This window comes from Sphingomonas sp. HT-1, from assembly GCF_048568905.1.
Lineage (GTDB): Bacteria > Pseudomonadota > Alphaproteobacteria > Sphingomonadales > Sphingomonadaceae > Sphingomonas.
This window is the reverse complement of record NZ_CP183770.1, coordinates 3104707-3117888: the sequence shown is the minus strand read 5'-3', so window position 1 is coordinate 3117888 and position 13182 is coordinate 3104707. Positions and strand designations below refer to the sequence as shown.

7 protein-coding genes are annotated in these 13182 nt (G+C 66.5%); 6 read left to right on the top strand and 1 reads right to left on the bottom strand.

Annotation, left to right across the window (positions count from 1 at the left end; all coding sequences use genetic code 11):
• Positions 1 to 23 precede the first annotated feature (23 nt).
• The 5 genes from ACNFJ7_RS14495 to ACNFJ7_RS14475 all read left to right on the top strand — a co-directional run bounded on the left by ACNFJ7_RS14495 (position 24) and on the right by ACNFJ7_RS14475 (position 9231).
• On the top strand, positions 24 to 2954 hold the full coding sequence (locus ACNFJ7_RS14495) for a 2-oxoglutarate dehydrogenase E1 component (protein ID WP_173644872.1): 2931 nt from the start codon (positions 24 to 26) through the stop codon (positions 2952 to 2954).
• 2 nt (positions 2955 to 2956) lie between these two features.
• Positions 2957 to 4180 (top strand): 2-oxoglutarate dehydrogenase complex dihydrolipoyllysine-residue succinyltransferase, encoded by a 1224-nt coding sequence (odhB, locus tag ACNFJ7_RS14490; RefSeq protein ID WP_019369767.1) that lies wholly within the window; start codon positions 2957 to 2959, stop codon positions 4178 to 4180.
• 191 nt (positions 4181 to 4371) lie between these two features.
• Positions 4372 to 5766, top strand: a complete 1395-nt coding sequence (lpdA, locus tag ACNFJ7_RS14485) for a dihydrolipoyl dehydrogenase (RefSeq protein ID WP_019369766.1) — start codon at positions 4372 to 4374, stop codon at positions 5764 to 5766.
• 91 nt (positions 5767 to 5857) lie between these two features.
• Positions 5858 to 7042 (top strand): NAD(P)/FAD-dependent oxidoreductase, encoded by a 1185-nt coding sequence (locus tag ACNFJ7_RS14480; RefSeq protein ID WP_019369765.1) that lies wholly within the window; start codon positions 5858 to 5860, stop codon positions 7040 to 7042.
• 161 nt (positions 7043 to 7203) lie between these two features.
• Positions 7204 to 9231 (top strand): TonB-dependent receptor plug domain-containing protein, encoded by a 2028-nt coding sequence (locus tag ACNFJ7_RS14475; RefSeq protein ID WP_019369764.1) that lies wholly within the window; start codon positions 7204 to 7206, stop codon positions 9229 to 9231.
• Positions 9232 to 9240: 9 nt separating this feature from the next.
• Here ACNFJ7_RS14475 and ACNFJ7_RS14470 read toward each other — a convergent pair whose 3' ends face one another.
• Entirely contained in the window at positions 9241 to 10038 is a 798-nt protein-coding gene (locus ACNFJ7_RS14470; protein WP_019369763.1) for a hypothetical protein, read from the bottom strand.
• A 340-nt stretch (positions 10039 to 10378) separates the two neighbouring features.
• On the opposite strand from ACNFJ7_RS14470, the gene acnA reads away from it, so the two are divergent.
• Positions 10379 to 13051, top strand: a complete 2673-nt coding sequence (acnA, locus tag ACNFJ7_RS14465; RefSeq protein ID WP_019369762.1) for an aconitate hydratase AcnA — start codon at positions 10379 to 10381, stop codon at positions 13049 to 13051.
• The last annotated feature ends 131 nt before the right edge of the window (positions 13052 to 13182 follow it).

Sequence of the window (13182 nt, the reverse complement as noted above, 5' to 3'; positions counted from 1 at the left end):
CTAACACGAACGGAAGCATGATCATGGGCTATGAAGGCCTCGACTTCGACGACATCGCCGGCGGCGTTAGCCCCGGCTTCGTCGAGACCCTGTACCGGCGCTACAAGAGCGATCCGGCATCTGTCGAACCGAGCTGGCGTGCCTGGTTCGAGGGTCTCGAATCCACGGCCTCTGGCCCCAGCTGGCAGCGCGCCAACTGGCCGCTGACTGAAACCGACGCGCTGACGGCCGGGCTCGACCCCACCCAGATGGAGCCCGCGCCGAAGCCCGCCAAGGGCGGCGCGCCCGCCAAGCCGGCCGCCCCCGCCGCGTCGACCGCGGATGTGACCAAGGCCGCGGAGGATTCGATCCGCGCGATGATGCTTATCCGCACCTATCGGGTGCGCGGCCATCTCGCGGCCAATCTCGACCCGCTGGGCCTCTCCCGCCAGGATCTGCCGGCCGATCTGACGCCGGAGTATCACGGCTTCTCCGGCGCCGACCTTGATCGCCCGATCTTTCTAGGCGGCACGCTTGGGCTGCAGCAGGCCACCGTTCGCGAGATCGTCGCGATCCTTCAGGCCAATTATTGCGGCAATGTCGGCCTCGAATACATGCACATCGCGGATGTGGAGGAGCGCCGCTTCCTCCAGGACCGGATGGAGGGCAAGGACAAGGAGATCAACTTCACTGCCGATGGCAAGAAGGCGATCCTTTCCAAGGTGATCGAAGCCGAGCAGTGGGAAAAATTCCTCGGCAAGAAATATGTCGGCACCAAGCGGTTCGGCCTCGACGGCGGCGAATCGATGATCCCGGCGATGGAAGCGATCATCAAGTATGGCGGCCAGATGGGCGTCCGCGAGATCGTGTACGGCATGGCCCATCGCGGCCGCCTGAACATGCTTGCCAACGTCATGGAGAAGCCGTTCCGGGTGATCTTCCACGAATTCGGCGGCGGATCGGCCAATCCTGACGATGTCGCCGGTTCGGGGGACGTGAAGTACCACCTCGGCACTTCCACCGACCGTCGCTTCGATGACATCAACGTGCATATGTCGCTGGTGGCGAATCCTTCGCACCTCGAAGCAGTGAACCCGGTCGTGCTCGGCAAGGCCCGCGCGCTGCAGACGATTCGCGGCGACCTGGGCGAGCACGAGCAGGTGCTGCCGGTGCTGATCCATGGCGACGCGGCCTTTGCGGGCCAGGGCATCGTGTGGGAATGCCTCGGCTTTTCCGGCATCCGCGGCTATAACACCGGCGGCTGCATCCACTTCGTCATCAACAATCAGGTCGGCTTCACGACGAGCCCGCAGTTCGCGCGCTCCTCGCCCTATCCGTCGGACGTCGCCAAGGGCGTCCAGGCCCCGATCCTGCACGTCAACGGCGACGATCCCGAAGCGGTTACCTTCGCGTGCAAAGTGGCGATCGAATTCCGCCAGAAGTTCCATCGCGACATCGTGATCGACATGTGGTGCTATCGCCGCTTCGGCCATAACGAGGGCGACGAGCCCGGCTTCACCCAGCCGCTGATGTACCAGAAGATCCGCCAGCATCCGCCGGTGAGCAGCATCTATGGCCAGAAGCTGATCGGCGAAGGCGTGGTGGACCAGGGCTTCATCGACGAGAAAACCAATCAGTTCACGACCTTGCTCGAAGGCGAGTTCGAGGCGGGCAAGAGCTATCTGCCGAACAAGGCGGATTGGTTCGCGGGCCGCTGGTCCGGCCTGGGCGCGCCTTCGGACGGCGAATCTGCGCGTCGCAATGTCGAGACGGGCATCGAGAAGAAGCTGTTCGACAGTCTCGGCCGCACGCTGACCACCGTTCCCGAGGGTCTCGAGATCCACAAGACCCTCGGCCGCGTGCTCGATGCCAAGCGCGAGATGTTCAAGTCGGGCACCAATTTCGATTGGGCGACCGGCGAGGCGCTCGCCTTCGGTGCGCTGCTCTCGGAAGGCTATGCGGTGCGTCTGTCCGGCCAGGATTCGGGCCGCGGCACCTTCTCGCAGCGCCACGCCGTCTGGGTCGACCAGAAGACCGAGGCCAAGTACGTGCCGCTAACCACCGTGCCGCACGGCAGCTTCGAGGTGCTCGATTCGCCGCTCAGCGAATATGGCGTGCTCGGTTTCGAATATGGCTATGCGCTGGCCGATCCGAAGGCGCTGGTGCTGTGGGAAGCGCAGTTCGGCGACTTCGTGAACGGCGCGCAGATCATGATCGACCAGTTCATCGCGTCGGGCGAGTCCAAGTGGCTACGCGCCAACGGCCTGGTGATGCTGCTGCCGCACGGCTATGAAGGCCAGGGGCCCGAGCACAGCTCGGCGCGTCCGGAGCGCTTCCTCCAGCTCTGCGCGCAGGACAACATGCAGGTGGTGAACATCACCACGCCGGCGAACTACTTCCACCTGCTGCGCCGGCAGATGCACCGCAACTTCCGCAAGCCGCTCATCCAGATGACGCCGAAGTCGCTGCTCCGCCACAAGATGGCAGTGTCCAGCGCCGAGGAGTTCCTGGGCGACAGCCACTTCAAGCGGATCCTGTCGGACCCGAACGCGCCGGCGGATACCGAGGTGAAGCGCCTCGTGCTCTGCACCGGCAAGGTCGCCTACGACCTGATCGAAGCGCGCGACGCGGCCGGCGACAAGAACACCGCGATCGTCCGGATCGAGCAGCTCTACCCGTTCCCGGGCGAGCCGCTGACCGAGCGGCTGAAGCGCATGACCAACCTCGAAGAGGTGGTGTGGGCGCAGGAAGAGCCGAAGAACAACGGCTACTGGTTCTTCGTCGAGCCGCTGATCGAGCAGTGCCTCATCGATGCCGGCACCAAGGTACAGCGTCCGCGCTATGCCGGTCGCGCCGCGGCGGCCTCGCCCGCCACCGGCCTGATGAAGCGCCACACCGCAGAGCAGGGCGCGCTCGTTGCCGACGCGCTCGGCCATAATGTCCGCGATGAAATCCGCCGCACCCGGAAAGGTTGAGAATGGCCACCGAAGTCAAAGTCCCCGTACTGGGCGAATCGATCACCGAAGCCACCGTCGGTGAATGGCTGAAGAATCCGGGCGATCCCGTCCGCGTCGACGAGCCGATCGCCAGCCTCGAGACCGACAAGGTCTCGGTCGAAGTCCCCTCGCCGGTCGCCGGCGTGATGGGCGAGCAGATCGTCAAGGTCGGCGATACCGTCGAAGTGGGTGCGGTGATCGCGATCATCGCGGGTGAAGGTGCGGCCGCCGCTCCGGCTGCTGCCCCCGCCGCTGCCGCTCCGGCTGCGACGCCGGCGCCTGCGCCCGCCGCTGCCCCGGCCCCCTCGGCCGATGCCGCCGCGCTGTCGCCGTCGGTGCGTCGTGCGGTGCTCGAGACCGGCGTCGATCCCTCGACCGTGCAGGGCACCGGCAAGGACGGCCGCCTGACCAAGGACGACGTGATCGCCGCCGCCAGCAGCAAGCCCGCTGCGCCGGCTCCGGCCGCCACGCCGGCGCCTGCCGCCGCTCCGGCTTCGACCGGCGGCCGCAAGGAAGAGCGCGTGCGGATGACCCGCCTGCGCCAGACGGTCGCCAAGCGCCTCAAGGAAGCGCAGAACACCGCCGCCATGCTCACCACGTTCAACGACGTGGACATGACCGCGGTGATCGAGGCCCGCGCCAAGTACAAGGACCTGTTCGAGAAGAAGCACGGCGTCCGCCTGGGCTTCATGGGCTTCTTCGTGAAGGCCGCGTGCATGGCGCTGAAGGACATCCCCGGCGTCAACGGCTCGATCGAGGGCGACGAGATCGTCTACCACGATTATTGCGACATCTCGGTCGCGGTCTCGGCCCCGCAGGGTCTGGTCGTGCCGGTGATCCGCGATGCGCAGGACCTGTCGGTCGCCGGCATCGAGAAGACGATCGGCGACTTCGGCAAGCGCGCCAAGGACGGCTCGCTCAAGATGGACGAGATGAAGGGCGGTACCTTCACCATTTCCAACGGCGGCGTGTTCGGCTCGCTGATGTCGACCCCGATCATCAACCCGCCGCAGTCGGCCGTGCTCGGCCTGCACCGCATCGAGGATCGTCCTGTGGTGCGGAACGGCCAGGTCGTCGTCCGCCCGATGATGTATCTCGCGCTCAGCTACGACCACCGCCTGATCGACGGCCGCGAGGCGGTGACCTTCCTCGTCGCGATCAAGAACGCGATCGAGGATCCGACCCGTCTGCTGATCGACCTCTGATACATCTTGGGCCCCCGCGAAGGCGGGGGCCCAGGGTAGGAAAGTACATCGCTTGTGGCCCTGGGCTCCTGCCTTCGCAGGAGCACGGATATGGCTGGACCCGCCCGCTCCCCTGCGAAAGCAGGGGCCCAGAGCCCCGGGCGACACGGCCGATAGTTTAAGCGCCCGCACGCGCACGCATGGAGCGGAAAATGGCTGAATATGATTTCGACGTCCTGATCATCGGTTCCGGCCCCGGCGGCTATGTCGCGGCGATCCGCGCGGCGCAGCTGGGTCTCAAGACCGGCTGCGTCGAAGCCCGTGAGACGCTGGGCGGCACCTGCCTCAACGTCGGCTGCATCCCCTCCAAGGCGCTGCTGAACGCGTCCGAGCTGTTCTACGAAGCCGCCTCGGGCGCGCTCGCCAAGCACGGCGTCAAGCTCGGCTCGGTCGAACTCGACCTGCCGACGATGATGGCCGACAAGGACAAGGCCGTGAAGGGCCTGACCGGCGGCATCGAATTCCTGTTCAAGAAGAACAAGGTCGAGTGGGTGAAGGGCCTCGGCACCTTCATCGACGCGCACACCGTGCAGGTCGGCGAGCGTACCGTCACCGCCAAGAACATCGTCATCGCCACCGGTTCGTCGGTCACCCCGCTGCCGGGCGTGACGATCGACCAGAAGGTCGTGGTCGACTCCACCGGCGCGATCGCGCTGGAGAAAGTACCGGCCAACATGGTCGTCATCGGCGGCGGCGTGATCGGGCTCGAGCTCGGCTCGGTCTGGCAGCGCCTCGGCGCCAAGGTGACCGTGGTCGAATATCTCGACCAGCTGCTCCCCGGCATGGACGGCGAAGTCCGCAAGGAAGCCGCCAAGATCTTCAAGAAGCAGGGCATGGAGATCAAGCTCTCCACCAAGGTGACCGGCGTTGCCGTCAATGGCGACAAGGCCACCGTCACCGTCGAGCCCGCCGCCGGCGGTGCCGCCGAGACGCTCGAAGCCGATGTCGTGCTCGTCGCGATCGGCCGCCGTCCGAACACCGAGGGCCTGGGCCTCGACAAGATCGGCCTCGCCACCAACCAGCGCGGCCAGATCGAGACCGACCACAGCTTCCGCACCGCCGTCGACGGCGTGTGGGCGATCGGCGACGTGATCCCGGGCCCGATGCTCGCGCACAAGGCCGAGGACGAAGGCATCGCGGTCGCCGAGAACATCGCGGGCCTCACCGGCATCGTGAACCATGCGGTGATCCCGAGCGTGGTCTACACCCACCCCGAAATCGCCGGCGTCGGCCTCACCGAGGAGCAGGCGCGCGAAAAGGGCGAGGTGAAGGTCGGCAAGTTCCCGATGGCGGGCAACAGCCGCGCCAAGGCGATCGACGACACCACCGGCTGGGTGAAGGTGATCGCCGACGCCAAGACCGATCGCGTGCTCGGCGCCTGGATCATCACCGCGCCGGCCGGCACGATGATCGCCCAGGTCGCCCAGGCGATGGAATTCGGCGCGACCTCCGAGGACATTGCGTACACCTGCCATGCCCACCCGACGCATTCCGAAGCGATCAAGGAAGCGGCGATGGGCGTGCTCGGCAAGCCGATCCACATCTGATCCGGGCCCTCCCGAACCGAAGCAGACGCCGCCGGCATCCCCGGCGGCGTTTTGCTGTTCGGGGCCCGAGAACCGCGCTAACGACCCCGACATGACCAACTCCCTCGGCACCCATGACGCAATCATTCTCGGCGCGGGTGCGGCGGGGATGTTCTGCGCCGCCATGGCGGGGCAGCGGGGTCGCCGCGTGCTACTGCTCGACCATGCCGAGGCGCCGGGGAAGAAGATCCTGATCTCGGGCGGCGGGCGGTGCAACTTCACCAATGTCGGCACCGCGCCCGATCGCTACCTCTCCGCCAACCCGCATTTCGCCAAGTCGGCGCTGGGCCGCCACACCGCGCAGGATTTCCTCGCGCTGGTCGAGCGCCACGGTATTGCCTGGCACGAGAAGACGCTGGGACAGCTGTTCTGCGACGGCTCGGCGCGGCAGATCGTCGACCTGCTGCTCGGCGAATGCGCGATGGGCGGCGTGACGATCCAGCTCGGCGCGAGCATCACCGACGTCGACCACGCCGACGGCCGCTTCCGCGTTACCACCAGCAAAGGCGTGGCCGAGGCCCCTGCCCTGGTCATCGCCACCGGGGGGCCGGCGATCCCCAAGCTCGGCGCGACCGGCTTCGCCTATGACCTTGCCCGCCGCTTTGGTCTCAAGGTTGTCGAACCGCGCCCCGCGCTCGTCCCCCTCACCCTCGGCCCCGACCAGGCGCTGTTCCGCGATCTCTCGGGCGTATCCACGCCCGTGGCCGCAAACGCGGGCAAGGCAAGCTTCCGCGAAGCGGCGCTGTTCACCCATCGCGGGCTTTCCGGCCCGGCAATCCTCCAGGTCTCCTCCTACTGGAAGCATGGCGAGTCGATCGCGATCGACTTCCTCCCGGAGCAGCCAAAGGGCTGGCTGCGCGAGGCCAAGCGTACCGAACCCCGTCTGGGCCTCCGCAGCCTGCTCAATCGCCAGCTGCCCGAGCGGCTCGCCACCACCCTGGCCGAACGCATCGCGCTGCCCAGCGAACTCGGCAATTGCCGCGACGCGCTGCTGGAGCGGGCCGAGGCGCAGCTGGCCGGCTGGCGATTCACGCCGAACGGCACCGAAGGCTTCGCCAAGGCCGAAGTGACCGTCGGCGGGATCAGCACCGCCGATCTTTCCTCACAGACGATGGAGGCGCGCCGCGTCCCCGGCCTCTATGCAATCGGCGAGGCAGTGGACGTAACCGGCTGGCTCGGCGGCTACAACTTCCAATGGGCCTGGGCGAGCGGCTGGGCGGCGGCACAAGCGCTTTGACTTGATCCGCGTTGTTGCTCGGCGGCAACGCGGAACCCGCGAAAATGCGCACCTGCGCTTTTCAATTGCGCGCGCCCGCCGCGCTGTTTCAAAGTTCATGAAGGCTTTTGGCTATCGTGCTGGAGCCGGGGGGTGTTTTGAATCGGATGAGGGTTCGTTGCGTGTCTGCGGTCGCCGCAGCGATCTGCCCTGGCGCCGTACTGGCGCAACAGCCGCCCACCCCGCCGCCCGAAGCCGCGCCCGCAACGCAGCAGGGTGTCCTTGTGTATGGCCCGGAATTCTTTTCCGGGACGGCACTGGCGACCGCGCTGGAGGTGGTGCAGCGCTTGCCCGGCTTCGCGCTCGATGTGGGCAACGGCGACGCACGCGGCTTGGCAGGCAACACCGGCAATGTGCTGATCGACGGCAAGCCGCCGGCATCGAAGACGGATGGGCTGGGAGAGATACTGCGCCGCATCACGATCGCCAGCATCGCGCGTATCGAACTGATTCGCGGCGGTGCGCCCGGCATCGACATGCAGGGTCGCGCGGTAATCGCCAACATCGTCCTGAAGCGCACCGACACGACCGAAAAGCTGATCGATCTTCAAGGCTATGCCTATCGCGACGGCTATATCGGCCCCGACCTGACGCTGCAGTACACCCATCGCAACGGCGATGCGCGAGAGGAAGCCTCGATCGAAGGCGTGAGCGATCGCACGCCGGGCACCGCCTATGGCACGCGCGACCGCACCAACGCGGACGGTACACTGCTTCAACGCCACGACTTGGATCTGTGGGACCATGTCCGCAACGTCATCGCACGGGGGCTGGTGCAGCGTCGGGCCGGGGGCGGGGTCCTGACCATCAACAGCCGGATCGACTATCTCGATTATCCCACCAGCCAGACCGTCACGCTGCTCGCCGGCACCGGCAATGACGGGCGAGCGGAAGACAGCACGCGTCAATGGAAGGGCGAGCTTGGCGCGAACTGGCGCCGGGCGCTGGGCGACAAGGGCGAGGCCGAACTGATCGCGCTCCAGCGGCTGGGGAGCGTGCGGTACGATTCGTCCGTGGTGTCCGGCAGCTTCGCCAGCCGCTTCGGCTCTCGATCGCTTAACGGAGAATCGATCCTGCGCCCGATCCTGCGCTACAAGCTGAACAAGACGCTGTCGTTCGAAGGCGGCGGGGAGATCGCCTACAACTTTCTCGACAACCGCACCGAGTATAGCGAGCAGGGGGTGCTTGTTGTGCTGCAGGACGCAAAGGTATTCGTCAACGAAGTGCGCGGCGAGCTGTTCGGCCTTGCCCGCTGGCAGCCCGGGGCGCGGCTGACGATCGAGGCCGGCCTGCGCGCCGAGGTTTCCCGCATCGCCGCCGACGGAGACACAGACCGCAGCCGTTCCTTCTTCTACCCCAAGCCGCGCGTGCAGCTGACCTGGCGCCCCGGCAAGCGCGACCAGGTGCGGCTCCGCGCCGAGCGCACCGTAAGCCAGCTCGATTTCAGCGATTTCGTCGCATCGACCGAAAACAATCTGGGCACGGTGCTGGCCGGCAATGGCGGGATCGTGCCCGAACAGACGCTGACGCTGGAGGCGGTGTACGAGCATCGTTTCTGGGGAAATGGCGCGATCGAGTTGAGCGCAAAGCACGAAGCCACCCGCAACGTGATCGACTATATCCCGCTGCTCGACGGTTTCGATGCCACCGGCAATATCGGCAACGGCACGCGCAACACCCTGTCGGGCAGCATGACGCTGCCGTTCGACAAGCTGGGCATCCGCAACGCGCGGCTGCGAGCCAACGGATCGATCGTCCGCTCGCGCGTCACCGATCCGCTGACCGGCGAGCGCCGCCGCTATGCCAACGAGATTCCATTCACCTGCAGCGCCACCTTCAGCCACGACATTTTCGGCGGCCGCTTCACCTATGGCGCTTATGCCAGCTGCGGCAACCGGCCCTATCACCTGTATCGCATCGCCGAATATCGCACGACCGAGCTGGAGCCCTCGTTCGAGATTTTCGGCCAGTGGAAGCCCACCAAGAAGCTGACGCTGCGGCTCGACCTGGCCAATATCAACAATGCGGCCCGCTTCTATGACCGCGACATCTATGCGGGCCCGCGCAATGCCTCCCCATTGCTGTACCGCGAACGGCGCGAGCAGCGGCGGGGCCAATATGTGTATTTCCAGATCCGCCGCCTGTTCTGACGGACGGCCTCAATCATCACCGCCGGCGCGCTGCGTATAGGTGATGCGGATCCGCACCCAGGTGCCCACCATCGCCCTGCCGTTGAGCTGCGGCGGCCTGACCAGGAACTGGAATGCCGCCTGACGCACTGCGCCAGCATAGCCGGAGCCGCGCGGAAACTCGCCCAGTTCCTGGCAATCCGTCACCTGGTAGCGCGAAATGGTGCGGCAGGCGACTTCGCCCCAGCCTTCCCGACCCAGCGCCCGCTGCGGGAGGTAGGGAGAGAGCTGCGCATTAGTCGGGCGACGATACCAGTCCGCGGCGTAGAGCGTCTCGCCATGCGGGCCGGTGCCGGCACGCGGCGTATCGCCGGCGCTGCCGCCGCCGCTCGCCGCCGCGGTTTCGGCATCGCCTTCTTCGCCGGCCTTGGCCGCGGGCACGCGCGACACGTCGGATGCGGCATATTCGGCGCGGCTCATCTGGATGAAGCTGGGCGGGCCGCTCGAAACCGGCGGGGGCACGGGCGGCGGCGGCGTCTCCGCGGTCGGCTGCTGCTCCTGCGCTTGCGCACGGGCGCCAGCCGGCTTGCGCGCAGTCTGCTCCGCCTTTTCCGCTTCCTGCCGCGCAGGCGCCTCACTGCCGTCAGACGCCTCGATGCCGAAAACGACGGTCTTCGACTTCTCCTTCGGCGTGATCTTCGGCGCCATCCACAGCAGCGTCAGCGCGATCAGCAATTCGATCGCCAGCGCCAGCAGAATGGCGGCGCCTCGCCCGCGCAGCGAAACGCGCAGCCGGCGCGCGGGCGAGGCGGACGTGGTCGATAGCATCGCTGCGGGCCGGACACTCAAAAGCGAACGGCGTCGGGGAATCCGTCACCGCTTGGATGGCGCCCTATACACAGTTTCGCCCGCGGCAAGAGTGCGGCGAAACGGTGACGGCATTCGCACACAATGTCGCAGCCGCTGCCACGGAAGGCAGCCATTGAAGTTAGCGCTATCACAGGGTTTACCCCTATGCGGGCACCCTTCCCCTCCCCGTAAACCCGCGCTAAGGCCGCAGGCGAATCTTCGCATTCGCAGCACCCCGACGGTGCGCCCGCGCGGTCTATAATGGGCTGCGTCCCCCGAGCGCCCGGCGGACCTAATTAGGGAAAGGACCCCGCGCCTCATGACCGCCATCGGCAACGATACGCTCGGCACGCGTGACTCGCTCACCGTCTCCGGCAAGACCTACAGCTTCTACTCGCTTCCCAAGGCGGCGGAGAAGCTCGGCGACATCAGCCGCCTGCCCTTCTCGATGAAGGTGCTGCTGGAGAACATGCTCCGCTTCGACGACGGCGTGACCGTCACGCCCGAGGATGCCCAGGCGATCGTCGACTGGCAGAAGAACCCCAAGGCGCCCAGCCGGGAGATCCAGTATCGCCCGGCACGCGTGCTGATGCAGGATTTCACCGGCGTGCCCTGCGTGGTCGACCTGGCCGCGATGCGCGACGCGATCACCAAGCTCGGCGGCGACGCGGCCAAGATCAACCCGCTGGTGCCGGTGCACCTCGTGATCGACCACTCGGTGATGGTCGACGAGTTCGGCACGCCCCAGGCGTTCGACGACAACGTCAAGCTCGAATATGAGCGCAATGCCGAGCGCTACGAGTTCCTCAAGTGGGGCTCCAAGGCGCTCAACAATTTCTCGGTGGTCCCGCCGGGCACCGGCATCTGCCACCAGGTGAACCTGGAATATATCGCCCAGTCGATCTGGTCGTCGGTGGCCCCCGATGGCGCGACGATCGCATACCCCGACACGCTGGTCGGCACCGACAGCCACACCACGATGGTCAACGGCCTGGGCGTGCTCGGCTGGGGCGTGGGCGGCATTGAGGCGGAAGCCGCGATGCTCGGCCAGCCGGTGTCGATGCTGATCCCCGAAGTCGTCGGCTTCAAGCTGACCGGCGCGCTGCCCGAGGGCATCACCGCGACCGATCTGGTGCTCACCGTCACGCAGATGCTGCGCGCCAAGGGCGTCGTCGGCCGCTTCGTCGAGTTCTACGGCCCCGGCCTGCATTCGATGACGCTCGCCGACCGCGCGACCATCGCCAACATGGCGCCGGAATATGGCGCGACCTGCGGCTTCTTCCCGATCGACGACAAGACGCTCGATTACATGCGCCTCACCGGCCGTCCGGACGAGACCGTGGCGCTGGTGGAGGCCTATGCCAAGGCGCAGGGCATGTGGCACGACGTGGGTGGCCCCGAGCCGGTATTCACCGACACGCTCGAGCTCGACATGTCGACGGTCCGGCCGTCGCTCGCCGGCCCCAAGCGTCCGCAGGACCGCGTCAGCCTCGACAGCGTCGACGAAGTGTTCAACGGCGACCTGACCAAGGTGTACAAGAAGGAGCAGCCGGCGCGCGTGAGCGTCGAAGGCCGCGACCATGACATCGGCGACGGCGACGTGGTGATCGCCGCGATCACCAGCTGCACCAACACCTCGAATCCGTCGGTGCTGATCGCCGCCGGCCTCGTCGCCCGCAAGGCGCGCGCGCTGGGCCTCACCCGCAAGCCGTGGGTGAAGACCTCGCTGGCGCCGGGTTCGCAGGTGGTCACCGATTACCTCAACAAGGCAGGCCTGTCCGAGGACCTCGACGCGATCGGCTTCAACCTGGTCGGCTATGGCTGCACCACCTGCATCGGCAACTCGGGTCCGCTCGCCGAGCCGATCAGCCAGGCGATCAACGGCAACGACATCGTCGCCGCCTCGGTGCTGTCGGGCAACCGCAACTTCGAGGGCCGCGTCTCGCCGGACGTCCGCGCCAACTTCCTCGCCTCGCCGCCGCTGGTCGTCGCCTATGCGCTGAAGGGCACGGTGACCGAGGACATGTACGAGACGCCGATCGGCGAGGGCACCAACGGCCCGGTCTTCCTGAAGGACATCTGGCCCTCGAACGAGGAAATCCAGGGCCTGATCGCCGCGAATATCGACGACGACATGTTCCGCTCGCGCTATGGCAACGTCTATCTGGGCGATCGCCACTGGCAGGGCATCACCGTCACCGGTTCGGATACGTATAGCTGGCCGACCAGCTCCACCTACATCCACAACCCGCCCTATTTCGAGGGCATGTCGATGACGCCGGCGCCGGTGCAGGACATCGTCGACGCCAAGCCGCTGGCGATCCTGGGCGATTCGATCACCACCGATCACATCTCGCCGGCCGGCAGCATCAAGGCGGACAGCCCCGCCGGTGCGTTCCTCCAGTCGCACCAGGTCGCCAAGAAGGACTTCAACAGCTACGGCGCGCGCCGCGGCAACGACGAGGTCATGGTTCGCGGCACCTTCGCCAACATCCGCATCAAGAACGAGATGGTGCCGGGTGTCGAAGGCGGCATGACCAAGTACGCCGGCGAAGTGATGCCGATCTACGACGCCGCGATGCGCCACAAGGCGGACGGCACCGCGCTCGTCATCGTCGCGGGCAAGGAATATGGCACCGGCTCGTCGCGCGACTGGGCGGCGAAGGGCACCAACCTGCTCGGCGTGCGCGCGGTCATCACCGAGAGCTTCGAGCGCATCCACCGTTCGAACCTGGTCGGCATGGGCGTGCTGCCGCTGCAGTTCGCCGAGGGCGTGACCCGCGAAACGCTGAAGCTGGACGGCACAGAGACCTTCACCATCACCGGCGTCGCGGGCCTGCGCCCGCGCCAGGACGTGGAAGTGAAGCTCACCCGTGCGGACGGCTCGTCGGAAACCTTCCTCACCCGTTGCCGGATCGATACCGTCAACGAGCTGGAATATTTCCTTAACGGCGGCATCCTCCACTACGTGCTGCGCAAACTCGCAGCCTGATTCGTCTTGCAATGGGCCGGCGGCATGCCTGAAAGGGCATGCCGCCGGCCCTTTTTTTGTGCGCGATTGATCTGTTTACTTCGCTGCTACGCACCAGCTTTTCCAGCGATATGTCCAATTTGGCGGCATCG

What these genes read in the sequence shown, in the direction of transcription:
- ACNFJ7_RS14495 (WP_173644872.1), top strand. Translation starts at nt 24, where the DNA reads ATGGGCTATGAAGGCCTCGACTTCGACGACATCGCCGGCGGCGTTAGC.
- odhB (WP_019369767.1), top strand. Translation starts at nt 2,957, where the DNA reads ATGGCCACCGAAGTCAAAGTCCCCGTACTGGGCGAATCGATCACCGAA.
- lpdA (WP_019369766.1), top strand. Translation starts at nt 4,372, where the DNA reads ATGGCTGAATATGATTTCGACGTCCTGATCATCGGTTCCGGCCCCGGC.
- ACNFJ7_RS14480 (WP_019369765.1), top strand. Translation starts at nt 5,858, where the DNA reads ATGACCAACTCCCTCGGCACCCATGACGCAATCATTCTCGGCGCGGGT.
- ACNFJ7_RS14470 (WP_019369763.1), bottom strand. Translation starts at nt 10,038, where the DNA reads ATGCTATCGACCACGTCCGCCTCGCCCGCGCGCCGGCTGCGCGTTTCG.
- acnA (WP_019369762.1), top strand. Translation starts at nt 10,379, where the DNA reads ATGACCGCCATCGGCAACGATACGCTCGGCACGCGTGACTCGCTCACC.